Origin of the sequence: Chromohalobacter sp. HP20-39, from assembly GCF_033052815.1 — a bacterium.
Lineage (GTDB): Bacteria > Pseudomonadota > Gammaproteobacteria > Pseudomonadales > Halomonadaceae > Chromohalobacter.
Genome location: NZ_JAWHTP010000003.1, coordinates 461,944 through 486,848, shown reverse-complemented (window position 1 = coordinate 486,848; position 24,905 = coordinate 461,944). Strand labels below are relative to the sequence as shown.

Sequence of the window (24,905 nt, the reverse complement as noted above, 5' to 3'; positions counted from 1 at the left end):
ACCGCGCACTACCAGTGCCGACCACCCACGCCACCACCACGTTGCCTTCACCGCCGCAATACAGCGACTTACAAGGATTAACGTAGATTAATAACCCCATTTCATCGCTAAGGCATAGCCCGCATCAGGGTAATATATGCATCGAGACTACGCTGCATCCCAAGTCTAGTCTCTACTCTGCGTACAAAGCTTCGCCCCGTCCTCTTGGACGGGGCTTTTTTCGTTCGTATGGATGTCGCCTGAGCAGCAAATACGTTGTTTTAAACGTCCGACGCAATACCACGCAACCGTTCGATCAATGCCTCGCGCCTTTCCTCGGCCATGAAGGCGGCCTGCAAGGCATTGCGGGTCATGTCGATGAAGTCGTCGCGAGTCCAGTCGAAGGCGGTGTGACAAGCGACATAGTTATCCAGCATGCCGCCGCCGAAATAGGCAGGATCGTCCGAGTTGAGGGTGACGTTGAGCCCCGCGTCGCGCAGGGCGGGCAACGGGTGTTCGGCCAGCGTGTCGGTTACCTTGAGCTTGACGTTGGACAGCGGGCACACCGTCAGCGGCACCTGCGCATCGCGTAGCCGCGCGACCAGTTCGGGGTCTTCCAGGCAGCGCACGCCGTGATCGATCCGACACACCTCGAGCGCCTCCCAGGCTTCGCGGATATAAGTGGCAGGACCTTCCTCCCCGGCATGCGCCACCCCGGGGATGCCCGCCCCACGGGCATGCGCGAACACCTCGGCGAAACGCCCCGGTGGATTGTCGCGCTCGGCGCTATCCAACCCCACCGCATCGATCATTGCATGCCATGGCGCCGCCTGTTCGAACACCTGGAGCGCCTCAGCGGGGTCGCGATCGCGCAGAAAGCTCATGATCAACGCCGAGGAAATATCGTAGCGCGACTCGGCCTCACGACACGCGGCCAGCAGCCCCTCAAACGGCGCCTCGAGCGGCACGCCACGCACTAGATGCGCCTGCGGATCGAAGGACAACTCGACATGCACCACGCCGTCTTCTCGAGCGCGAGCGAAATACGCCATCGCCAGATCGAAGAAATCTTCCCGGGTATGCAACACCCCCATACCTTGATAGTACAAATTCAGAAACGATTGCAGGTCGTCGAAATCATACGCCGCGCGCACCGCCTCTACCGAGCCGTGCGGTAACGTCACACCATTACGCTCGGCCAGCGCGAACATCAACTCCGGCTCCAGCGTGCCTTCGATATGCAGGTGCAGCTCCGCCTTGGGCAACGTTCGCAGCCACGCCGCCATCTGTGTCTCGCTCGTCGTCATCGCGTCTCTCACCTCATGCTGTCCGTTCGGTCAAGGATGCATCAAGGGCTAGCCGGATGCCAATGGCGACCCCCTCACGTCGCTTCCCAACGCCGCACCGCCACCATCGAGACGAACTTGCCTTCCTCACTGAACGTCAGCCGAAACACTCCGCGTGCACCCTCCGGCGTGACGATGCGCCGTAACGCGGTGGCGGGAAAGCTCACCCGGCGCCCATCCACGCTAGTGGCGATCACGGTATGCATGGCGCCTTCATAGTGGTAACGGCAAGTCTCGAGCGATAGATCGAGCATGATATCCAGCGACGGCATGACAGGCGCAAGCTCCAGGGAATCGACGGGCACCAAGTATACCCAGCCACGCCGCATGAAAAAATTTGCAATTCACCCTAAAGCGAATTCCCCCTGCGCCGATAACTGGAATAACGGCCAACGGCGCCGTTGCGGTGGCTAACCCGGATCCCCGGAACGCCGCTGGAGCCTCAAGACCTTGTCGATGGTAAAAAGGAAGGAATACCAAAATGGCAGTTATCAATACTAACATCACCTCGATGATCGCTCAGCAGAACCTGACCGAATCCAAGAGCGGCTTGACTACCGCCATGGAGCGTCTGTCCTCCGGTCTGCGCATCAACAGCGCCGCCGACGACGCCGCCGGCCAGGCCATCGCCAACCGCATGAGCAGCCAGATCACCGGTCTGGGCCAGGCGCAGCGTAACGCCAACGACGGTATCTCCGTCGCCCAGACCACTGAAGGCGCACTGAACCAGGTCAACGACAACCTGCAGCGCGTGCGTGAACTGACCGTTCAGGCCGCCAACGGCACCAACAGCCAGGAAGATCTCAACTCCATCCAGAACGAAATCGGCCAGCGCCTTGCCGAGATCGACCGCATCTCCGAGGAAACCAGCTTCAACGGTGTCAACGTCCTTGCCAAAGACCAGGAGATGTCCATCCAAGTCGGTTCCGAGGATGGCCAGACCATCACCATGAACCTGCAAGAAGTCAACTCTGAAACGCTTAACTTGGGTAGCTTCAACGTCAGCGGCCCATCAGGTGGTACTGGTGCAAATACAGCTGCAATGGCGGCCGAGCTCGGCATCGATGATGCTTCTTACTCCGCATCAGTAGGCCCCACAGACGCTGCTACCGCCATTGCCAATGCCGCATCAGCAGCAACCGGCTCCGTTGATGTTGAAGGATTCACTGCCGACACCGGCACAGCTGCCCTCGTCATGGATCAGGAAGGTAACTTCTTCGTTCAAGGGACAACATCTGATGGCACCGCTTATGTCTCAGTGGACATCACGGCCAACACCAATGAGAGTGGTCAAGTCACTGGAATGAACGTTTCCACTGGTGATACTGCGGTGGGAGCCCGTTCGGAGAACCCACTGGCATCACTGGACTCCGCGATCAGCGATATCGACAGCCAGCGCTCCGAGCTGGGGGCCATGCAGAACCGTTTCGACTCAGCAATCACCAACCTGAGCACTACCGAAACCAACCTCACCTCAGCCCGTTCGCGCATCGAAGATGCCGACTACGCAACCGAGGTGGCCAGCATGACCAAGAACCAGATCCTGCAGCAAGCAGGTACCTCCGTCCTGGCCCAGGCTAACCAACTGCCGCAGAGCGCCCTATCACTGCTGGGCTAAGTTAGCCGCCAATGACAAGATGTGTGACACTGAAGCGGGCCCTACGGGGCTCGCTTTTTCAGTTCTTCTTCCTTTCTTCAGCCTATCCTCCGCAAAAGCTGTAAAAGCTCGTTCCCTAGGTGGCTTTTCCCCCCTTTGACATTGTCGCAGCACTTTATAGTGGTGAAATCGATCACCCTCATCATGCGATCCTTATGTCCAAGAAACGCAATCGCCATCATGCAAGCACGAACCACTCGCTCACCCTGGCTCAGGCTCGCAAGCAGACGCAACGCCACCCCACTGACCCTGATGCGTGGCTGACACTGGGCCGTTTGCACGCGGGTCAGCAAGACTTCGACGACGCCCTCGCTGCCTTAGAAAAGGCCCGGGAGCTACGCCCGAGCCATCATGAGCAAGAGGAGTGGCTCGGCTATGTCGCGCACAAGCAACACCGCCTTAAGGATGCCCTGCAACACCTTGAGCAAGCCCATGCGTTAGCGCCCGAATCGATATTCGGCCTGGTGACGCTCGCGCACCTCTATCTCGAAGGAGGTAGATCGCATAAGGCCCTTGAATACGCCCAAAAAGCCTGGGAAGCCGATCCGCAAGATACTAGAGGTATGGATGCGCTCGCCAACTGCTTGAGTGCCCTATATCGCTTTGATGAAGCCATGGATATCTATGACTTATTAATAAAACGCGACCCGAGAAATTTCGTACACTGGAACAGTGCCGGCAACATGCGGCGTGAACTCGGGCTGCTGGATGAAGCCTATGACTGCTATCAAAAAGCTAGCCAGTTGGCGTCACACAGCGCCATTCCTTACTCCAATCATCTAACCACCCTGCATTACGATCCACGCGCCAGTCGCAGCGAAATCGCTGAATTTGCTCGCTCATGGGAAAATCGTTTTGCTCCTCAACCCGATACACTCACGCCACGCCCAGCACGTCCCGACAAGCCCTATCACCGGAACTTGACCATTGGTCTTCTCTCCGATGGACTACGCAATCATCCAGTGGGCAAGATGATCGTGCGCTGCCTGGAAAACATCTCATCCAGTCAGATGACACTGGTGGCCTACACCACCAGCGAAGTCAACGATGACCTGACGCGCCGGATCAAGGCCCAAACGAAGAAGTGGCAACCCATTCGCCATTTAAGTAATGACGACCTCAGTCAGCAAATTGATGACGACGGCATCGACATCCTCATTGATCTATCGGGGCATAATGCGGGCTCCCGGATGCGTGTGGTTGCCATGCAGCCGGCGCCGTTGATCGTCAAATGGGTCGGCGGGTTGATCAATACCACGGGTGTGCAAGCTATCGACTATTTGATCAGCGATCATGTCGAGACGCCGGAAGGTGAAGACGAGTACTATACCGAGAAACTCATTCGCATGCCGGATGACTATATTGTCTTCAACCCACCAGAGACCCTGCCTGCACTGAGTACGCCACCTGCACAGCAAAACGGCTACATCACCCTGGCGTGCTTCAACAACCCCACCAAACTCAATGATGTCGTACTCAAAGAGTGGGCAGGCATCATGCATGAGCTGCCCAATTCACGGTTACTGCTCAAGGGGCGTCCTTATACCAGCGAGAGTTTCTGCGAACGCCTGTATGCCACGCTTGAAGCTGAGGGCATAGCCCGTGAACGGTTGATTATCGAAGGCCCCAGTAACAACTACGACATGCTGGAAGCCTACAATCGCGCGGATATCTCACTTGATCCTTGGCCCTACTCGGGTGGATTGACGACCTGCGAGTCATTCATCATGGGCGTGCCCGTGGTGACGCTCCCCGGCCCGACCTTCGCCGGCCGCCATAGTGCCACTCACCTCGTTCATGCCGGCATGCCGGAACTGGTGGTCAACAGCTGGGAAGAATACCGCGCCCGCGTGATCGAGCTCGCCAGCGATCTTGAAAGCTTGGCAACCATTCGCCAGCACCTGCGCGATGTACTCCTGCAATCACCGGTATGCGACGGCCCGCGCTTCGCCAAGCATTTCACGGATGCCATGCGCGCCATCTGGCAGCGTTACTGCGACGACAAGGCCCCCGCCGCCCTCACCTTCGATAAAGAGGGACAAGCTTGGTTCGAGGATGAAGACGCCCCGGTGGAAGTCCATTACGCAGAAGCGCCGGAGGATGATACCGAGTTTCAATGGCAATTCGAGGGTAAACTCATCGCCGTCGACAATGGCGGACAACTTCTGCAAAGCGAGGTCGTTCGCCAGCTCTTGCAACGCGAAGCACTTGAACTGATCGCCTTCGACCCAAGCAGCCAAGCGCTGGATACCTCGCTCAAGCAACACAAAGGTGTGCACTACTACCCCAACGCCACGCTGGGCGACGGTCAGCCAGGGCAATTACATGCATGCCTCGACCCCAAGCTGAGCGCCAGCTTGGCGCCACTGGGTGACGAGCATCAGCCCGAGGCCATTCGTACCGGCAGCCAAGTACTCACCCGGCTACCGCTGAACACCATCAAACTCGACAGCATCGACGGCCTCCCCGCCATCGACTGGCTCGTGCTGGATGACCTCAACGACGCCACCGCGATTCTCGACAACGGCACCCAAGCCTTGAAAGACACCCTGTTGCTCCAGGTGAAGGTCGCGTTTCAACCCACGCACGAACGCCAACCCAACCTGGCGGAACTGCAACACTGGGCCAGCCGCCACGGCTTCCGCTTTTACCGGCTACACGAACCGCAACACCGCAGCCACCTTCCGGAAGAAGTACCGGCAGCTCAGCGCCAAGCCACCGAACTGACAAGTGCTGATGCACTTTTGCTGCCTAGTCATGAACGCATGGCGTCGTTAAGCGATAACCAAAGGACTCGACTCGCTTTTCTTTTGCACACGGTTTTTGGGGTGAAAGACGTTATTTATACGCTTTTAAAAGAGACTGGGAATAACTGCGCAGAAGATTACTTAAAATCTGAAAACTTAATCAAAGAATTAGAAACTAACAGCACACCTCAAAAACCCCAAAGCTTAAAGGCTGACGACGACACAATCGCCAACCAAATCGACAAAATCATTAGCAATCTCCCGGAAATTTAAAATTTATGATACCACCTATCAATAAACAGCCAGACGATAGCACCACTCCGTCACCCGAGGCAAAAAGCCAAGGCACAGAGAATAGCGAAAGTGAATTTTTGTCCCTTCTAAAAACTGCTAAGAAAAAAGAGCTTGCAGCTTTAGCTAAACTATTAATGCCTTACCTGGCAGAAGCAGAAATGCGTCAATTACGCATTTGGGGCGACAAAAGCAGGCTGCATTTAGAGCGTGCGACAATCTCTGTAAATGATCTTCTCGTCAACACCCGTTCCGGCCATGTCACGATCGAAGAAGAATGTTTTTTTGGCCATCGCTGCATGTTGCTAACCGGCACTCACGATTACTCTAAAACAGGGCATGAACGGCTCACAGCAGTACCTGATAATGGTCACGATATAATAATTAAGAGAGGTGCTTGGCTAGGCTCTGGCGTTACTGTCTTAGGCCCGGCGACCATTGGTAAAAACGCTGTTGTAGCTGCCGGAAGTTTGGTTACAAGCGATGTACCACCAAATACTATTGTTGCCGGACGTCCTGCTCACCCCGTAAAGAATATTGACGGCACGCCTTATGAATAAACCAACAAAAAACCTCATCTTCACTGTTACACATGGTAGAACAGGCACTACCATGCTAACTGAAGCTTTCAGCATCTTCGCAGACACATGCTCAGTTCACGAACCGGAGCCTAACTATGCGACGGTACTTCCTAGAGTAAAAGAAAATCCTAGGTATGCGCTAGATTTCCTAGACAAAAAACTCAAAGCAATTGAAGACACAACTTCTTCAAATTATGTTGAGACGAGCAATGTTTTTGGGAAGGGATTCCTCATCCCACTATTGAGACAAGGAATATTCCCTAACCTCATATTCCTTAATCGCGACTTCAGGGAGACGGCAAAGAGCCTCTACAAGCGAGGTAGCACTCCCATGCGCACCAAGCGCGGCGCTCACTTTTCAGCCGATCCGAGGGTGCCTGGCAGCCTGCCTATTTTTTCACCCGACACGCTTTCTGACTATCAACTCTGCTACTGGGGAGTACTAGATTCCTATTTTAGACAGATTGAAGCAAAAAAAATTTACGATCAAGAGGAGCAAAGATATTGCTGGGTTACAGCAGACGACTTCCATGATTTTGATTTCACAATATCGGTTGGCAGTCATTTTGGCTTGCAGGTAGAAAATCAAAACTCCGCAAGAATCCTACACTCTAAAATAACATCCAAACACCACAACCCTAACGCTCAGGAAAGAGAAATTCATCATACCAGCCTTCTTAAAGAAGAACTTGAAGTCATCGACAGAATCGCTTTCTTCAACCCTCTTTTCATAGATGAGGTTTTATCTTCTAGCTTTATTTCTGCCGAGGTAAAATCAAAGGTCACCAGTTAAAGCAATTAACTATTATAGGATGTACTGGTATGACAAAAGGGCCAGTTTGGCACACACACAAAGTCGACCGCTCACACCGCGAACAACTCAACGGACACCGAACGTGCCTGTTGTGGTTCACGGGGCTGAGCGGTTCAGGCAAATCCACCATTGCCGGTCTGGTGGAGGAAAAGCTGCATGCCATGGGCAAACGCACCTATCTGCTGGACGGCGATAACGTGCGCCATGGCTTGAATGGAGATTTGGGATTTTCCGATGGGGACAGGGTCGAGAATATTCGCCGTATTGGCGAGCTGTCACGGTTGTTCGTCGATGCGGGGATCATCACGCTGGCCGCGTTCATCTCTCCTTTTCGTGCCGACCGGCATAACGTACGTGAGCTGATGGGAGAAGGCGACTTCATTGAGGTTTTCATCGACACGCCGCTCGCCACCTGCGAGCAACGTGATCCCAAGGGGCTGTATCATCGAGCACGCAATGGGGAGATCAAGCACTTCACCGGCATCGACTCGCCCTACGAGCCTCCTGAAGTGCCTGAACTACGTATCGTGAATGACGGTATCCAGCCGCACGAGGCGGCGGAGAAGGTCATTCGCTACCTGCAAGCCAATGGCTATTTTTCACAGCAAGATAGACAAGCATGATAGGGGATGCCGCCAAGCTGGCACTATGACGACGGTTTTCCTATTCCCCTTGAATTTTGTTGTTTCGGAAAACAATATCAATACAATTTATTGGACCAAAAGTCCCATTTTTATCATTATAGGAGCATTTAAAAAATGGCATGTTCTATCTGCGGGGCCGGTAATCACACAGCCAGGAACTGCCCGAAACCACAGCGCTGCTCTCATTGTGGCAGAACAGGCCATAACGTGCAGACTTGCCCTGATGCCAGGCGCTGTAGTCTCTGTGGCAGCTACCAGCATGACAAACGTACATGCCCTGATAGGTAGGGCTATAATATAGGTTTAAAAAAACCGTGGGGCGACTACAAACATAGCAGCCATCCCAAGCCTAAAGTTTTCGACCCATCAGCCGATCAGGTGCGCTAAGACGGCCTATTGATACCTCATACACCTGTGATACAATACTTATGGATGATAGCTCTTCAAAAAACGATGCCCCGTTGTCCGTCACACTACGGAACGCTACCCACCTGCTTTTTATCACGGCTTCCATGGGGATTTTGACTGCATGTCACATGCTGTTCTTTGGTATCAGCGACATGACAGCTCTATTTCTTTTTATCATTACGAGCTATTTGATATTTCGCTCGGTTCTCGACTTGCGAATGGGTAGTCGAAAAGCACTGCGCGTTTATTTAAAAAAAGAGTCCTTTTTCACCGCCTATCTTTCGCAAGATAAACCATGGGGGCAGATTGCTCTCTCTATCATTACCGCTGCGTTTCTATCCCTGGCATTTATCGTAGTATTAAAAGGCATGTCTTTGTCATATGGATTTTGGTCAATGCTAATCATAGTAGGCATTGCAGCCCTTTTTGTTCGAGCGATCAACATTGGCACTATCAAGGAAACCGTTGGCAACAATGCTACGGACTCCGTCTCACACCATGCCATATCGATGATTTCCACTATTGTAACGGCATTTTGGCTGAACCTACTCCTCTCCATGATTCTCAGTGCTCATGATCTATTTACATTTCTCAGCAGCGAAATCGATTTCTCCTCATTTGTAACTTATGCCGAAACTCGCTCTATCGACGAAACCATCGATAACGAGGTATCAAGATTTTTTGTCAATCTTTACGTTATCATCAATTCCTTCAAAGTCGCCATGGCCAATGAGATCACGACTGCGCTTGATGTAAGCTACCAAGAAAAGTCCCAATACTTCTATGTTTTTTATTTCTCAACGCTTGTCATGAACATGGTGAAATTATTCGGCTTTTCACTTACGTTGGTATTCATACAAAAAACTGTTGAAGAGCGTATCGCTCCTTTTGTCAGAGACACATGGGGAAAAGCATGCCCATTTCTCCATAAGCGTTTTTATTCTGTGAAAAAACGCTAAAGCTTCACCAATAACATGAAATTAAAATATCCAGGAGCAGGAAATGACGGCAAAAAAAGCACCTCCACTACCAAAATCCATAGCACTTATCTTTTTAACTATCGTGTTGACGGGATGCGAGTACGGAGAAAAACTAGAGAACCTTCAAGAAAAAACAAAAACACTCGAGAACAAGGTGAAAAAACTCGAGACACAATATCAAAATATAAAAATAAAATACGATCAACAGCAAAAGGTCAATTCAGAAAAAGTACAAAACATGCTCCGCTGACTCTTCAACGTTCGAGGGAATAGAAAATGAAATGCTAAAGCGCTTCTCTTTCGTGCCGCACAAGCCGCATTTCAGAAAGGAACAACTCTATTGACCGCACAATGCAATTGCATTACCTTTTCTCTATTTCCCTTGCATTGCCATCGAGCGGAGGCCAATCATGAACACGGCCATTGAGGATGACTCCACCCTCACGGATCGCTACCAGACGACCGTGCCGGCATCGGTTCGACGCGCACTCAAACTAAAGCGTCGTGATCGGCTTCACTATACGGTTCGTCCCAATGGAGAAGTCGTGCTCTCGCGTGCCGATGATAAGCCCAGCCAAGATCCCGTGGTAGCTGGCTTCTTGGCATTCCTGGAGCGCGATCTGCAGGCGCATCCGGAAAACATTCGTCCTGTCACCACCAGCACCTTTGCCGAGGCTGAACGCCTAACGTCGGGCATTGAGGTAGACCTCGATGAGACGCTGCCAGAAGACGATGACGACGCATGAGCCCGCTGAAGATCAATGGATGGACGATCTACGCCCATCCACTCTTTCTGGAGCAGGTCGATGCGTTGACCGACAAGGTGAAACGGCTGCAAGCGAAAGATCCGGCTGGATATCAGAGCAAACCCGCCACCAAGCGTCTGGCCGCGATTGTGAAGCTGGCGTTGAACGACATCCCCCAGGACCCATCAGGCCCTCAGTATCGCCAAGGGAACACACTTGGAACAGCGCATACCCATTGGCACCGCGCAAAATTCTATCAGCAATACCGGTTGTTCTTTCGCTACGACCTCGCCAGCAAGATCCTCATTTACGCCTGGGTCAACGACGAATCCACCAAACGCGCCTATGACAGCAAGCACGACGCCTATGCTGTCTTCCACAAGATGCTCGAGAACGGTAACCCGCCGGATAGCTGGGATGACTTAAGGAAAGCTGCCAGTGGTGATGACGAACGCTTAAAAGCGCTGTTGGACGCCAACGCATCGCGATGAAGGGTGGCTAAAACTATCGAGAACAAGTTCTCTCCCGCACAACCGCTACGGTGGGCGGGCCAGCCGCATGGCCAAGCTGGCCACTAAATCAATCAGTGTCTCTCGTCGACACGCATTGCTTGCACCTCGGCCACTGTCAGCCCGGTGGCTTCGACAATCTGCTCATCGCTCAGTACACCCAGCTTGATCAGGTTACGAGCGGTTTCTTGCCTGGCTTCTAACTGACCTTCCTGACGCCCTTCTTGACGCCCTTCTTGACGCCCTTCTTGGCGCCCTTTCTCAAGCCCCAGACGCTCAGCCGTGTTGATGTAAGGCATCTTCTTTTCCTCCTCAATGTTGAAACAGGGCGAGACACATCCACCTACAAAACAGCCACAGGGCCCAGCATATCTTGCCCATTACAAAGTGTTACTCCACTATGCATGATAGTGGAAGTCGGTAAGGCAAGCCTTCTATATGCTGATACAGAATAAGGTGTCCCCTAGGAGATGGAGGCTGCGGCTTGCTCAATGAACTTAAACTAATGGAATCGCAACAGGAAGTCCACGAGCGGATCGCTCGACAGTCGCCGCTCGGCGAGACGCTGGATGCCATTGCCCGCTGGATCGAGGTGTTGCTGCCGGAGGCCGTCGTGGCCTTCATGCGTTTCGATTCCCAGCATCAGACGCTGAGCCTCTACCCTACCCTGCGCTTTTCCCCCGCCTACCAGGCGCGACTCCAAGGCGTGCCGATCGGCCCCGATGCGGCTTCCTTCGGTGATGCGGCCTATCGTCGAGAGCCGGTGGTGACGGAGGACATCCGCACGGACCCGCGCTGGTCGGCGTTCCGCGAAGCGGCCGAGCGCGAAGGGTTACGCGCCTGCTGTTCGAACCCTGTGATGACGGCCGAGGGGGAATTGCTGGGCACCTTCGGTACCTATTTTCGCCAGCCCTTCCACCCTACCGACACGAGTCAACGCCGCCTACGTCAGGCCGCCGCGCTTGTGGCGCTGGCGATCATCCGAGACCGCGACGCTTCCAGCCACCGTACGCTCGCCGAATGGCACCGCTCATTGTTCGTGAATCATCCCGACGGCGTCTACGAATTCGACATGGAAGGCCGCTTCCAACGCGGTAACGCCGCTCTGACCCGTATCACCGGCTACTCGGAGGAGGCCCTGGTTGGGCATCACTTCAACGAATTCGTTGAGCCGGCCTACCGCGAGTTCACCCAGGCGAGTTTCGATGTGGCCCGAGAAGGCGGCTCACGCCAGTACGAAACCATGGGGACGCATCATGATGGCCACGCCTACCACCTGGAGATACTGAATTTCCCTGTCTCCGTGGATGGCGAGGTCATCGGGGTCTATGGAATTTGTCGCGACATCACCGAGCGCAAGCAGGCAGAGGCGTCGCGGCATCTGTTGGAGCGCGGCATCCAGGCAACGCCCAATGGGGTTCTGATGGCCGATGCCACGCAGCCCGACATGCCGCTGGTCTATGCCAACGAGGCCTTCTACGACATCACCGGCTATCCCCCCAGGGAAGTGCTGGGCCGCAATTGCCGTTTCCTGCAGGGAAGCGATACCGAACCGGAGGCAATCGCCGCCCTTCACCGTGCCATCGTTGAGCAACGGGCAGCGGATGTAGTGCTTCTCAACTACCGCAAGGATGGCACCCCCTTCTGGAATCATCTGTCCATCAGCCCGGTATTCGATGATCAGGACCATTGCACCCACTACATCGGCATCCAGCAGGACATCACCCGGCAGCGTGAACAGGAAGCCCAACTGGCATACCAGGCGACGCACGACCTGCTGACCAACTTGCCTAATCGCACCGCCCTCGATGAGCGTCTGGAGGAAGCGTTCGAGCAGGAGGGGCGCCTGCTGGTGGTCATGCATCTCGACCTGGATGGTTTCAAGACGGTCAACGACGGGCTAGGCCACCATATCGGCAACCAACTGCTGGTGGCGGTGGCCGACCGGCTGCAGCAGGTGCTCGGCCAGGACGATACCCTGGCGCGCCTCACCGGTGACGAGTTCGCCCTGCTCTTCACCCGTCTCAAGGATTGTCAGGCCGGGGTCGATATGGCCGAACGGATGTTGGATGCCCTGTCGACGCCTTTCCAGATTGAAGGCAAGCCTGTCCATATCAGTGCCAGCATCGGTATCGCCTGTACCTGCGACTCCGTGGAACATGCCCACGAACTGTTGCAACGGGCCGACCTGGCCATGGCTGACGCCAAGCAGCAAGGCCGTAATACTTGGCACTGGTATGAAGGCGACGAGCTGCGGATCACCGAAGCCTCGGTACTACTGCGTCACGACCTGCATACGGCGCTGCAGGATGATCAGTTCGAACTCTATTACCAGCCGATCGTAGAGGCGGTGAGCGGTCGCATCCGTGGGCTGGAAGCGCTGATCCGCTGGCATCATCCCGAGAAGGGAATGATCTCGCCGGGGATATTTATCCCGCTTGCCGAGCAGACGGGGCAAATCATTCCACTGGGACGCTGGATACTACGTCGTGTTTGTCAGGATGCCGCCGCCATGCAGGCGACAGATGGGCGCACGGTGCCGGTGGCCGTCAATATTTCGTCGCTACAGTTCCGGCGTGCAGGGTTTTTGGAGGATGTTCAGCAGGCATTGAGCGCGTCGGAGCTCCCACCGGAGTGTCTGGAGCTGGAAGTAACCGAGAGCGTGTTGCTGGACGGTGCCGGGCAGGCCATTGAGCTGATCAGCCAACTCAAGTCGATGGGCATCAAGGTAGCGCTCGATGATTTCGGCACCGGCTTCTCCAGCCTGAGTTACCTGCGTGACCTACCGATTCACAAGGTCAAGCTGGACCGCGCTTTCATCAAGGACATCACCACCGACCCGCGCGACGCCGCCATCGTGCAAGGGATCATCGACATGGCACACCACCTGGAACTGGTAGTGGTCGCCGAGGGTATCGAGGAACGTGAACAACAGCAGGATTTGGCCCAACGGAATTGCGACCTGCTACAGGGCTTCCTCTTCGCCAAACCCATGCCGCGAGAGGCTGTCATGGCGCTACCTGATGTGTTGCCTGCAACTCTGGAGGCTTGGGCGCAAGGACATTAATTTAGCAAACACAGATATATAATAACACGCTGCGTTTCCCAAAATTTCGACGCGCCACATCTCGCAAGCAAATTTTAATTTACGTAAACTGGCTGTAGCCAACAACCGCATGAAAGCTCCTCCCGATGCAAATGGGTCTCAATAATAAAATATAAAACCAAAAATTAGTAGCCAGCTCAAGGTGAACCATGTTGACTCAAGACCATGCCGAAAATCATCCCGCGCAGGTATTACGTTCCTTACTCTCCAAGGAACATGCCATCACGATTTTTTCTAAAAAGACGACTAAACCGCTATCCGCCGAAGTCGTCAATCTCGATCTGAACACAGGCCAGTTCGATCTAAGCGTCGATTACCATAAAAGTGATATCGATAAATATATCTACCAGGAACACCTCTCTTTCGATATTGAAATCGAGGGCACCTCTCCAGAAAACGGAACCGAAATATACAATTTCGAGAAGGTGAAAGCGAAGATATTCAAGAAGGATACAGGGCTATACGAAATAAAGTGCCAGCTCGGGGATGAGCTCTTCCTTCAGGAGTCACGCGGGGCGGTACGTATCCCCTTCATCCTGGGGATGAACGCTCATGCCAACGTTGAAGTTTATGCCGACGAATTGAACATCAAGGGGCGACTGCGCAACCTTTCCAGTGGTGGCTGCATGATCGATATCGCATTGGAAGATAGCCTGCCGCTGTACGTCGATCAACTATTGCCGAATATCACCATCGAATTTCCCAATGGGGAATATTTTTATTCGCAGGGTTCCATACGCCACATGCGTCCTTTCGGAAATGAAGGCCATGCCGCCATCGGCATTCAATTCATTGATATACCTCGGGATATGGAGAATACGCTATTCAGGCTGGTCTCGGAATCGGAACGAGAGGCCGCGCATCGCGTGGGAATGAATATGCGCGGCGTGGGGCCCTCCCCTTTATTTGTCCCGAGAAAGAAGGAAAGCAGTATCTTGAAAAATGAGCACCAAGCCAAAGCTGACGAATCCACCAATATGCCGCCGATGGTGAAGGGTATTCGAGAAATTTCGCGTCAGCTTCAAGCCGTGCTGATCTTCGTTAAAAATTGGAATTCATTTCCCGAGGAAACGCTTTATGATTGCACCGATTCGCTGATTTTCCTCGCCAGACAGGACCGTAAAAAATTCTTGTATGCGCTTTCCTTCGTGCGTGATCAGCCCGAATGGGTACGCCATGCCGTTCAGGTCTCCGGCTACTTTGCCGATATGCTGATCGCGCGCGACCCACACTCGGGTCAATTGCGTGAAGCCGTGGCGGGGACACTGATGCATACGATGGGCAAGCCGCTTTTGATGAGCGAAAAGCTACCCTCGCTTAAAACCAACATGACACCTCAGCAGAAGGAGATACTCCTCGGCCACGTTGACAAGTTACTCGAGAAGGTCGCAGCGATGGGCTGGACCCCCAGTAAGGGATGCCTGGATACCATCGAAAATGCCAATGAGCTGCTCGATGGCAGCGGATACCCCGCAGGCAAAACAGGCGAACAGCTTTCCGAGCTAGTGAAGCAGCTCTCGGTCATCAAGGTGATCAACAAGCTCACCAACGAGCGCAATAGTGTGTCGCCACGTACACCACTGGATGCGTATCGCTGGGTGCATGAAAATGATACGAAGTATGAACGCACCGTTATTATCGACTACATCCAGCAATACGGCTTGTATCCCATCGGTAGCCTGGCCAAGTTTTCGCGAGGCTTTCTCGCCTGGATCATGGATATCGATAACAAAGGAATGCCGACCCAGATCCATGTCGTCAAGAATCTAGCTTTCATCGATGCCAGTATCGATACGTATCTCTCTTCCAATGATTTTAGCCAGATTGGTCGGCTGGAAGGTATTGTCAACCCCAATGATTATAGCGTCGATCATAAGCATTGATTTTATAATAAAAAATTAGGTTAAAGTTCATGGCAAACGGGCCGATAGCATTCACGTAGGTATCGCGAGCGCTTTACGTTTATGGATACCGACACTCGCTGTGTATGACGCTTGCCAGCCGGCGAGCCTTGGGCCAGCTTGGCTGGCCCTTTTGTCATCCACCTCATTTTATGGCCTTTATCACTCAGGCGTTGCCATGTCCTCACCCCGCACCCAAATCACCGTTAGCGAGTTAAACAATCAGATCATACCGCGTCTCGATCTGGTCGAGAAGTTGATCAATACCACCTTGGCGTCACTCATCGAAACCACCGAATCCGTCGAGGAACGCGCCCGGCGCGAGGATCAAAAACAACGCTTCGAGCTGATGCTGCTATCCATCCGGATGAATGTCGCCAGTGTATCGCGCCGCCATGCGGCGGTGATTCGCGCCGCCCAGAACGGCGACCCCACTGGCGGTTCTCTGTTGCAGTTGGATGAAAACGAGGCCATCGCCTTGGATAACGCCAAGTCATTATATGATCAGGTCAAGGCGCATACGCGCCAGTAACGTCACGGCGCGTATGCTTCGTTTTCTTGTAAGGTACAGCATAATGCTAGTACGCACTTTAGGGTAAGAAGCACTTGATTTTTCCCTGAAATGCGTTAAACCTGCTGAACTTCTTTGAAAGTGGCTAGCACACCATGCGGGCAATACTGCGCAGTCAGATCGTTATCGTCGTCTTGTGGATTGTGGTCATGGCTACCCTGCCTTACACGACGTACAAGCTATTGATGCTTCAGCGCGAGGCACCGTCACTACTGGGCGAGCACATGGTCGCCCTCGTTATCGGCAATATCGCCATGACGGCCATTTTGATCGTTATGCTGCTTCTGGTGACCGCCGCGCATTCGCAGTTGCGCCAGGGCCGTTCGCAGCGCCGGAGTGAGGCTCCGCCATCTCCACCGCCTAATCGCCAGCCCTCGGCTCGTTCCGCACGCTCGCCACGTCCAAGAGAATCCGCAGGCTCGCCTCGCCCACAGGGGGAAGCACCCGCAGACCCCGCCAACACCGGCCTTCAACTGGTCGAGGTCGGCGCAGACAGTCCCTTGCAAAGCCGTTTGCCAATTGGCGCGGTGGTGATATCGGTGAATGGCACCTCCGCGACATCGCTCGCAGCAGCAGAGTCTGTTCTCAAACCGGGGGTCAATGAACTCGATTGGCTGGACGACGCCGGCAAACGCAATATGGCGTATGTCATGGTGCGCGATGGCAAACTACATGCCGAATTTCGGCCCGTCTAACGCACACCATTAAAGTTTGGCCCACTCCGGTCGATATCCTGCGATATAAGAGCGCAATCTTTATTAACGCGCTTGTGGAGCACAATAAACACGAGGCCTCCGATGACCCATATCGGTACATTCATCACGGAATCCGGCACCAGCATCCACGATAAGCTGACCCACGCTCTGGAAACCCTTCTAGAGCGCGACGCTTCTTTGCTCAAGGCGTCAGCGACCGAGCGCTCGCTTTCCTTTCGCTTGGCCATGTACCTGCAACAGGCGTTCCCCGACTGGGAGGTCGACTGCGAATACAACCGCTGGTCGGGCCCCTGCAAACGCACCCGGCACATGACGACCGTAACCAATACCGCCGATACCGATGCACGTACCGCCTACCCCGATATCATCATCCATCATCGCGGAACCCACGAGAACCTCGCCGCCATCGAGGTACAGAAAAGCACCAATAGCTTCGGCAAGCATCAGGACATCAAGAAGATCCAGGCTTATAAACGCGATAGCAGTTTTCGACATGCCTTCTTCGTCGACATCGGCGTCGGCGACGATGCCGGGCACACGCACATCGACATGATGACGTGATCCGGTTGCCACCGAGTGCTCTTAGGCTCTCTCTGAAAAGAGCCTGCCTCTGAAAAGAGCCTGCGCTCGACAACAAAATCGATAACAAACAAGGGACGCGTATGTCGTCGAATATTCCCGAATTTCCCACTAACAGCGGCCCCGCCACCGCCAACATCACACCCAACCCGTTGAGCGGCCGCCAGCGATTGGACATGGCCCTCGCCCACATCCAGCCCGACAATGACGCTCAGGGGACCTCGGCGTCATCGTCCTTGACCATGAGCGAGCTCGCCGAGCCCATTAGCCGTGTAAACGAGGTAATGAGCGCCTACAACGTCCAATTTGAACTAACGGAATACGAGGGGCGGATCGTGACACGCATCGTCGACCGCGAGAGCCAGGAACTGATCCGCCAGATCCCCAGCGAGGAAGTACTGCGCATCGCCGAAACTCTGGAGCAACGCCAAGGCCGGCTGGTCGATTGGGAAGTATGATTCAAAAGGCCGGCACCGAGAGGCCATGCGCAGCTTCGCCGGTGCCGCGCTTGCGATTCGGCATCAGTAGTCCCTTCCAAGACACGTCCAATACACCTCGTCCCACCCAGAAACAACACCTTGTGCCAGCCCCCTCGTACTTGCACACACGGCCCCCACGTCGCACCATTGGTATCTATTAGAAATACTTCTAGCGTTATATCTTTTCGCTCAGGAGTCTGACTTCCTTGCACACCAACGAGACCCGGATGCTCAAGCGTTACTTTCCCATCATCGAGTGGTTGCCTAGCTACGATCGCCACACGCTATCCCAGGATCTCTTCGCCGCCGTCATCGTCACCTTGATGGTCATTCCGCAAGCCCTGGCCTATGCCCTGCTCGCTGGGCTACCGGCGGTGACGGGGCTGTACGCCAGCATGCTGCCGCTGGTGGCCTATACGGTCTTCGGCACCAGCCGCACGCTGGCGGTGGGGCCAATGGCAATCGTCGCCCTGATGACGGCCGCGGCGTTATCGAACATCGTCGCCACGGGAACCGTCGCCTACAGCGAGGCCGCCGCAACACTGGCGTTCTTGTCCGGCGTCATGCTGATGCTGATGGGTGTCTTCCGGTTGGGTTTCTTCGCCAATTTCTTGAGTCATCCAGTCGTTTCCGGCCTGCTCAGCGCCTCGGGCGTGTTGATCGCCACCAGCCAGCTAGGCAACTTGCTGGGCATCACGATGTCCGGGTTCACGCTGATCGAGCAGCTCGCCGGGCTGGTCACGCATTGGCAGGATTTCAACATACTCACGGCGTTGATCGGCCTCGGCTCGCTGGCGTTTCTGATGGTGATGCGCCGCGCCGGCCCCACGCTGCACCGTTTGGGCATGACCGCGACACTGAGTGGCTTCATCGCCAAGGCTGGGCCGATCATTGCCGTCATGATCTCGACCCTGCTGGTGTGGGCGTTCAACCTGGAGGCGCACGGCGTTGCCGTGGTCGGCGAGATTCCGCGCCATCTACCGCCGCTGGCACTGCCCTCGCTCGACCCGACTTTGATCAGCACGCTGCTCATGCCGGCATTTCTGATCAGCTTGGTGGGCTTCATCGAATCGGTATCGCTGGCGCAGATGCTGGCCGCCAAGCGTCGCCAGCGTATTTCACCCGACCAGGAGCTCTTCGCGCTGGGGGGCAGCAACATCGCCGCCGCAATGAGCAGCAGCATGCCGGTGACGGGCAGCCTGTCGCGCACGGTAATCAACTTCGATGCCGGCGCGCGTACCCCCGCCGCAGGCAGCTTCGCCGCGCTGGGCGTGGCGCTGGTGACGCTCTATCTCACGCCGCTGATTCACTTTCTGCCCATCGCCACGCTCGCCGCCAGCATCATCGTCTCGACCTTCACGTTGCTCGACGCGCGCGGCCTCAAGCGTACCTGGCACTACTCGAAGCGCGACTTCGCCGCCATGCTGGCAACCATCGTGCTGACCTTCGTCAGCGGTGTCGAAATCGGTGTGATGGTCGGCGTGGGGCTCTCGCTGGCGCTGTTTCTCTACACCACCAGTCGCCCGCACAGCGCCCTGGTAGGCCGTGTGCCGGGCACCGAGCATTTCCGCAATGTCGAGCGCCACACCACCGAGCACGACCCCAGCGTGGCGCTGCTGCGCGTCGACGAGAGCCTTTACTTCGCCAACGCGCGCTATCTCGAAGACACCGTCTACGCCATGGTCGCCGAACGCCCGGCACTCAAGCATGTGGTACTGATCTGCTCGGCGGTCAACCTCATCGACGCCTCGGCGCTGGAAAGCCTGGAAGCCATCAACGCTCGCCTCGAAGACTCACAGGTCAAGTTGCACCTCGCCGAAGTGAAAGGCCCGGTGATGGACCAGCTAAAGCAAAGCGACTTCCTGGACCATCTCACCGGCGACGTCTTCCTCAGCACTTATCACGCCTGGGAAGCGCTGCGAGATGAGAAGAGCGCCGTGAATCCGACTCGGGACGCCCCTCGCTAGGCTGCATCTCGAAGCGTGAGTCGATGACCAAGCAAGATAAGAATTGGGGAGATCTATATAGCATATTGCTATTTATTGCAAATTGCTATACGCTTATCCGAACACAAGGAGACACCATTCAGTGCATGTGATTACACAAAGGCGCATATGGGACGCCAAAAGGGCCAATCCTAATACTGCTAACGCGCTGGATGCATGGTATCGGCTGATTAAGTCAAACGATCCCCAAAACTTCGACGCCATGAAACGCTTGTTTCCCGCTACCGACAAAGTCGGTAGGCTCCATGTGTTTGACATAGGTGGCAATAAGTTACGATTGATTGCAATCGTTCATTATCAAGCCAAGAAAGTGTATATCCGTCATATCCTAACGCATGCGGAATACGATCAGGGCAAGTGGAAACAGGAGTGACTATGCACACGCTCGTAGAACAGGCCACTCAGCATTGGAGCTATCTGGCACCGCTGCTCACCATACCCACCGACGATGCCGACTACGACGCGCGTGTCGAGGCCTTGGATGAACTTCTCGACCTGATTGGCGACGACGAATCTCATCTCCTTGCCAGCCTGGCGAGTCGTTTGGGGGACGTCATCGAAGCCTACGATGAAGAACGCCGGCCCCTGCCAGACGTTTCGGGTGTCGATGTACTGCGTTATTTGATGCAGGAGCATCAGATTTCACAAAGCGAGTTACCTGAAATAGGCGCTCAATCGGTGGTATCAGCCATTCTCGCCGGGCGCCGTAAACTCAACTGGCGCCAAGTCTGCGAGCTATCGGAGCGCTTTGGCATCGCGACTGATACCTTCAAGGAGCCCAGCCCCACCCGCCGTGTTGCCGGTTAAATATCTCTCTCAAGGGAGACGCTTATCTTTCCACCAGCGCCTTCACCTTGTCGACGATATGCTTGCCGATGGGGATCGCTGAGGTGGCGGCGGGCGATGGCGCGTTGCAGACGTTGACGCTGCGCCGCGTGTTGACGAACAGGAAGTCGTCGATCATCTTGCCGTCCTTGGCGACGGCCTGGGCGCGCACGCCGGCGGGATAGGGACGTAGATCATCGCGCGTCAGGCGCGGGCAGTACTTGCGTACTTCTTCCAGATAGCCGCCCTTGAACAGCGAGTTCTTCATTTCATGAAGCCCAGGCTTGAGGTTGGCCCATAGGACCTTACGAATTCCCGGGTCGCCGGCCATGGTCGCCAGATCGCCGAACGACACGTCGCGCTTGCGATAGCCTTCGCGTTTGAAGGCCAGCACAGCATTTGGCCCCACGGTCACGCTGCCATCGATCATGCGCGTCAGGTGCACGCCGAGAAACGGCATCGACGGATCGGGAATCGGGTAGATCAAATGATTGACGATGCGATTGTGCTCGGGTGGCAGTCGATAGTATTCACCGCGGAACGGGCAGATGCTGAACTCCGGCGTGACGCCCAGCATGCGTACCACGCGGTCCGCCATCAGCCCCGAACATGACACCAGATGGCGCGTAGTGAATGTGCCTTGGTCGGTGGTAACCACGACTTCTTCGCTGCGCTCTTCGAGGGCCGTGACCAGCGCCGCGTAACGCACCTCCCCACCGGCGTTCTGGAACACTTCGGCCATCTTCGCGGTGACCTGCCGGTAATCGACGATGCCACTGGCGGGTACGAAGATGCCGCCCTGCCCGGTAATGTTGGGCTCACGCTCGCGAAGTTGGTCGGCGTCGAGCCATTCGCGCTCCAGGCCATTGGCGGCGGTGCGTTCCCACAGCGCCTGCATGCGCTGCATTTCTACCGAGTTGGTGGCGACCAGCAGCTTGCCGCAGCTCTCGTAGTTGATGCCGTGGGTGTCGCAAAACACCTTGGTGGCGCGGTTGCCTTCCAGGCAAAAGTGCGCCTTGAGGCTCCCCGGTGTGTAGTAGACCCCGGCATGGATCACGCCGCTGTTGTGGCCGGTCTGGTGATGCGCCGGACCGCTTTCCTTCTCGACGAGCAGTATGCGCTTGTCGGGATAGGCCTCGATCAGTTGCATGGCGGTGGACATCCCCAGGATGCCGCCGCCGATGATGATGAAATCGTACACCGCGTTCTCGCTTGTCAGAGTCGAATCGTTACAGCCTGCGCAACGCCCGGTCGGCGTTCAAGTCATCCGCCTTGCTCATCGCATGACTCTTGCCGCTCAGGCGTGCTTGGGATTGGCGAGCGTCTGCTTGTGCGTGAAATAACCGCGCTGGCGCATCAACTCGCGGCGGAGTTCGGGATGCGGCGTAAAGCGGTCGCGCCCGTGCAGCCAGAAGTGATTGTTGAGCAGCAGGAAGCTGCCGATAGGCACCGGCACGGACAGCCGCGCCTCGCTGCTTTCCAGCGACTCGGAAAGATCGCACAGCCAGTTGCCCTCCTCGAAATCGCGTGGCTGTACGAACTGGTCGATGTAAGACATCACCGGCCGCCCCTCGGCATCCACATCGAACACAGAATGATAAACATCCTTGCTGACATTCTTGCTGGGCGGCGCCGCCCAGCGCATTTCCCGGCGTGCCATGGGGTGTCCGTGGAAACGCTCGAGATCACCCCAGTCGTCGAGGTGCAGCAATAGCGAATTGCCGCCCTGCATATGCTGCTCGTCGATTTTCATCATCAACACGTAGTCGGTGTCCTGCTCGACGAAGGTGCCGTCGTTATGCAGCTCCATTACGCGATGTGGCTGACGCAGATAGCTGTCGGATTTATCGACGTTCTTGACCACGAAGCGTGCATAGTACTGTCCGCTCATGGCGTCGAAGTTGGAGCGCCCGATGCAATGCGCTACCGCCGTGGCGACTTTCACCATGTCGTCGGCCTGCGCCACCTCATTGAGTCCTTCCGGCGTTACCAGCAGGCCACCACCTTGCCATCGGCGCGTATCGACAACTCAAACGCGACATCATTCGCGGCGTCTACGCACCGGGCGAAAAGCTGCGCATAAGCGATCTGAAGGCGCGTTACGATCTTGGCGTGGGGCCCATGCGCGAGGCGCTGTCACAACTCGTCAACGAGCGGCTGGTGACGCCGGTGCCGATCATCAAAGAGGTATTGCGGGAACGAGGGCTCGTTTAACCAAGTTGATCCACAAGCGATCATGTTCTGAGCCGAATTTCGAAATTTTCACATCGACTCGCTTTTTTCACTGACGAAAACAAAATATGAGCGGACTGGGCTCTACCCAATGGGCATCCGCGCCATGTTGTTGATATGAGTCATGAGCCAAAATAACGTCTACTACCTTTTGCCTAATTAAAAATGTTCGATTTCGCGCCACAATGATCATATTAGAACATTGGTGAGCGAACCCGAACATGTGCAACCAACCCTACGATCTGATAGTCATCGGCGGTGGTATCAACGGTGCAGGCATTGCCCGTGATGCGGCAGGCCGAGGACTTTCGGTGCTGCTCGTCGAGGCGGATGATCTCGCCAGTCATACGTCATCGGCTTCGACCAAGCTTATCCACGGTGGCCTGCGTTATCTCGAGCAGTACGAGTTCAAACTCGTGGCCAAGGCCCTCTCCGAGCGCGAGATACTCCTCAAGGCGGCGCCGCATATCATCTGGCCGATGCGTTTCATCCTGCCCCATCAGAAGCATCTGCGGCCGGCCTGGATGATCCGAACCGGGCTTTTCATGTACGACCACTTGGGTGGACGACAGACGCTCGCCGGCTCGCACGGCATCAAGTTCGCCGATCATCCGGCCGGGACACCACTGAAGCCCGAGTTCACCAAGGGCTTCGTCTACTCGGACGCCTGGGTTCAGGATGCCCGACTGGTAGTGCTCAACTGCATGGATGCGGCCAGCCGTGGCGCCTGCATCATGACCCGCACACGTGCCGAAACCGCGGTACGCGGCACCGACGGATGGACCGTCACCCTGCGTACTGTCGATGGCGAGACTCTTCAGGTCGCCGCCCGCGGTCTGGTCAATGCGGCCGGGCCCTGGGCCGTGCGTTTTCTCGACGAGGTCGCATCGCTGGATCACACGTATTCGCTGCGCCTGATCAAGGGTAGCCATATCGTAGTGAACAAGCTATTCGACCACGCTTACTCCTATATCTTCCAGCAACCCGATGGCCGCATCGTGTTCGCCATTCCCTATGAGGCCGACTTCACGCTCATCGGCACGACCGACGTCGAGCATGAAGGCGCTCCCGGCGATATCACCATCGAGGAGGACGAGGTTGGGTATCTCTGCGAATCGGCCAATCGCTATTTCGAACAGCCTATTGGCCCCGACGATGTCGTCTGGCGCTATTCGGGCGTGCGCCCCTTGCTCGATGACCGGGAGGACAACGCCAGCGAGATCACCCGTGATTACCGCATCCAACTCGATACATCCGGCGGTGCTGTGCTGCTCAACGTCTTCGGCGGCAAGCTGACGACCTATCGGCGGCTGGCCGAGGACGCTGTCGATCAATTGGCACCCGAGCTCGGCAATCGGGCAAAAGCCTGGACGGGTAAGGGCCATCCACTGCCCGGCGGCGAAGAAGCGAAACCCCAGCATCTGTTCGAGTCGCTACAGGCCAGTCATCCCTTCATGCCACTGGGCATGGCCAACCGTATGGTCTTCAACTATGGCACTCGGGTCACGAACATCGTCGGTGACGCCGAAAGCCTGGACGATCTGGGGGAGTATTTTGGCGCCGACCTGTATGCCGCCGAAGTCGATTATCTGCGCGATCATGAATGGGCACGCACCGCCGAGGACATTCTCTGGCGGCGATCCAAGTTGGGGCTGCGTCTCAATGACAGCGAACAGCGCCGACTCGCCGGTTACCTCAGCCGTTCCTTCGCTGAATCGCCCAACGTCGATCCAGAGACTTAAAACGAGGAAAATCATGACTCGTCAGCCCATTTGTATCCCCATCGTC

General features: G+C 55.5%; 23 protein-coding genes and 2 pseudogenes. 20 read left to right on the top strand and 5 right to left on the bottom strand.

The features are described from left to right. Positions 1–260: 260 nt before the first annotated feature. Positions 261–1,265: an adenosine deaminase gene (locus tag RVY79_RS08930; RefSeq protein ID WP_317463914.1), complete on the bottom strand. Its 1,005-nt coding sequence runs from the start codon at positions 1,263–1,265 to the stop codon at positions 261–263. A gap of 95 nt (positions 1,266–1,360) precedes the next feature. After that, the gene (locus tag RVY79_RS08925) at positions 1,361–1,630 is read right to left on the bottom strand and encodes a DUF2835 family protein (RefSeq protein WP_317463773.1); all 270 of its coding nucleotides are present in this window, start codon (positions 1,628–1,630) and stop codon (positions 1,361–1,363) included. Positions 1,631–1,806: 176 nt separating this feature from the next. Here RVY79_RS08925 and RVY79_RS08920 point away from each other — a divergent pair, with 176 nt between their 5' ends. The 9 genes and pseudogenes from RVY79_RS08920 to RVY79_RS08880 all read left to right on the top strand — a co-directional run bounded on the left by RVY79_RS08920 (position 1,807) and on the right by RVY79_RS08880 (position 10,684). After that, positions 1,807–2,943, top strand: coding sequence for a FliC/FljB family flagellin (locus RVY79_RS08920; protein WP_317463772.1), 1,137 nt, complete (start codon positions 1,807–1,809; stop codon positions 2,941–2,943). 194 nt (positions 2,944–3,137) lie between these two features. Then, the gene (locus RVY79_RS08915) at positions 3,138–6,002 is read left to right on the top strand and encodes a tetratricopeptide repeat protein (protein WP_317463771.1); all 2,865 of its coding nucleotides are present in this window, start codon (positions 3,138–3,140) and stop codon (positions 6,000–6,002) included. A gap of 404 nt (positions 6,003–6,406) precedes the next feature. Beyond that, a pseudogene (locus RVY79_RS08910) lies at positions 6,407–6,580 on the top strand (acyltransferase); the annotation flags it as partial. Between the two features lie 52 nt (positions 6,581–6,632). Continuing rightward, entirely contained in the window at positions 6,633–7,394 is a 762-nt protein-coding gene (locus RVY79_RS08905; protein WP_317463770.1) for a hypothetical protein, read from the top strand. Positions 7,395–7,423: 29 nt separating this feature from the next. After that, positions 7,424–8,038, top strand: coding sequence for an adenylyl-sulfate kinase (gene cysC, locus RVY79_RS08900; RefSeq protein WP_317463769.1), 615 nt, complete (start codon positions 7,424–7,426; stop codon positions 8,036–8,038). Between the two features lie 449 nt (positions 8,039–8,487). Continuing rightward, positions 8,488–9,426, top strand: coding sequence for a hypothetical protein (locus RVY79_RS08895; protein ID WP_317463768.1), 939 nt, complete (start codon positions 8,488–8,490; stop codon positions 9,424–9,426). A gap of 43 nt (positions 9,427–9,469) precedes the next feature. Then, on the top strand, positions 9,470–9,697 hold the full coding sequence (locus tag RVY79_RS08890; protein ID WP_317463767.1) for a hypothetical protein: 228 nt from the start codon (positions 9,470–9,472) through the stop codon (positions 9,695–9,697). Positions 9,698–9,857: 160 nt separating this feature from the next. Next, positions 9,858–10,193, top strand: coding sequence for a type II toxin-antitoxin system PrlF family antitoxin (locus RVY79_RS08885; RefSeq protein WP_317463766.1), 336 nt, complete (start codon positions 9,858–9,860; stop codon positions 10,191–10,193). Further along, positions 10,190–10,684, top strand: a complete 495-nt coding sequence (locus RVY79_RS08880) for a type II toxin-antitoxin system YhaV family toxin (RefSeq protein ID WP_317463765.1) — start codon at positions 10,190–10,192, stop codon at positions 10,682–10,684. Before RVY79_RS08885 ends, RVY79_RS08880 begins: the two co-directional genes overlap by 4 nt. A gap of 92 nt (positions 10,685–10,776) precedes the next feature. Here RVY79_RS08880 and RVY79_RS08875 read toward each other — a convergent pair whose 3' ends face one another. After that, entirely contained in the window at positions 10,777–11,001 is a 225-nt protein-coding gene (locus RVY79_RS08875; protein ID WP_317463764.1) for a hypothetical protein, read from the bottom strand. A 185-nt stretch (positions 11,002–11,186) separates the two neighbouring features. Between RVY79_RS08875 and RVY79_RS08870 the strand changes: the two genes are divergently transcribed. From RVY79_RS08870 to RVY79_RS08830, 9 genes are all read left to right on the top strand, one after another. Then, complete coding sequence (locus RVY79_RS08870) at positions 11,187–13,769, top strand: EAL domain-containing protein (RefSeq protein WP_317463763.1); 2,583 nt, start codon at positions 11,187–11,189, stop codon at positions 13,767–13,769. Positions 13,770–13,957: 188 nt separating this feature from the next. Further along, positions 13,958–15,691 carry a PilZ domain-containing protein gene (locus tag RVY79_RS08865; protein ID WP_317463762.1) on the top strand — a complete coding sequence of 578 codons (1,734 nt, stop codon included), beginning with the start codon at positions 13,958–13,960 and terminating at the stop codon, positions 15,689–15,691. 196 nt (positions 15,692–15,887) lie between these two features. Beyond that, the gene (locus RVY79_RS08860) at positions 15,888–16,241 is read left to right on the top strand and encodes a hypothetical protein (protein ID WP_317463761.1); all 354 of its coding nucleotides are present in this window, start codon (positions 15,888–15,890) and stop codon (positions 16,239–16,241) included. 188 nt (positions 16,242–16,429) lie between these two features. Further along, positions 16,430–16,975, top strand: coding sequence for a hypothetical protein (locus tag RVY79_RS08855; protein WP_317463760.1), 546 nt, complete (start codon positions 16,430–16,432; stop codon positions 16,973–16,975). Between the two features lie 102 nt (positions 16,976–17,077). Further along, the gene (locus RVY79_RS08850; RefSeq protein WP_317463759.1) at positions 17,078–17,557 is read left to right on the top strand and encodes a hypothetical protein; all 480 of its coding nucleotides are present in this window, start codon (positions 17,078–17,080) and stop codon (positions 17,555–17,557) included. Positions 17,558–17,658: 101 nt separating this feature from the next. Then, entirely contained in the window at positions 17,659–18,033 is a 375-nt protein-coding gene (locus RVY79_RS08845) for a flagellar protein FlaG (RefSeq protein ID WP_317463758.1), read from the top strand. A gap of 248 nt (positions 18,034–18,281) precedes the next feature. Beyond that, the gene (locus RVY79_RS08840; protein WP_317463913.1) at positions 18,282–20,021 is read left to right on the top strand and encodes a sulfate permease; all 1,740 of its coding nucleotides are present in this window, start codon (positions 18,282–18,284) and stop codon (positions 20,019–20,021) included. Positions 20,022–20,142: 121 nt separating this feature from the next. Next, positions 20,143–20,433, top strand: coding sequence for a type II toxin-antitoxin system HigB family toxin (locus RVY79_RS08835; protein ID WP_317463757.1), 291 nt, complete (start codon positions 20,143–20,145; stop codon positions 20,431–20,433). A gap of 2 nt (positions 20,434–20,435) precedes the next feature. Beyond that, the gene (locus RVY79_RS08830) at positions 20,436–20,867 is read left to right on the top strand and encodes a transcriptional regulator (RefSeq protein WP_317463756.1); all 432 of its coding nucleotides are present in this window, start codon (positions 20,436–20,438) and stop codon (positions 20,865–20,867) included. Positions 20,868–20,889: 22 nt separating this feature from the next. On the opposite strand, the gene lhgO is transcribed toward RVY79_RS08830, so the two are convergent. After that, on the bottom strand, positions 20,890–22,086 hold the full coding sequence (gene lhgO, locus RVY79_RS08825) for an L-2-hydroxyglutarate oxidase (RefSeq protein ID WP_317463755.1): 1,197 nt from the start codon (positions 22,084–22,086) through the stop codon (positions 20,890–20,892). A 96-nt stretch (positions 22,087–22,182) separates the two neighbouring features. Further along, positions 22,183–22,851, bottom strand: coding sequence for a glutarate dioxygenase GlaH (gene glaH / locus RVY79_RS08820; protein ID WP_317463754.1), 669 nt, complete (start codon positions 22,849–22,851; stop codon positions 22,183–22,185). Between the two features lie 44 nt (positions 22,852–22,895). On the opposite strand from glaH, the pseudogene RVY79_RS08815 reads away from it, so the two are divergent. Together RVY79_RS08815 and glpD are read left to right on the top strand one after the other, a co-directional pair. Then, positions 22,896–23,057 (top strand): annotated as a pseudogene (locus RVY79_RS08815) (GntR family transcriptional regulator); the annotation flags it as partial. 281 nt (positions 23,058–23,338) lie between these two features. Then, a complete protein-coding gene (glpD, locus tag RVY79_RS08810) occupies positions 23,339–24,859 on the top strand; it encodes a glycerol-3-phosphate dehydrogenase (protein ID WP_317463753.1) in 1,521 nt (506 codons plus the stop codon). Positions 24,860–24,905: the final 46 nt, after the last annotated feature.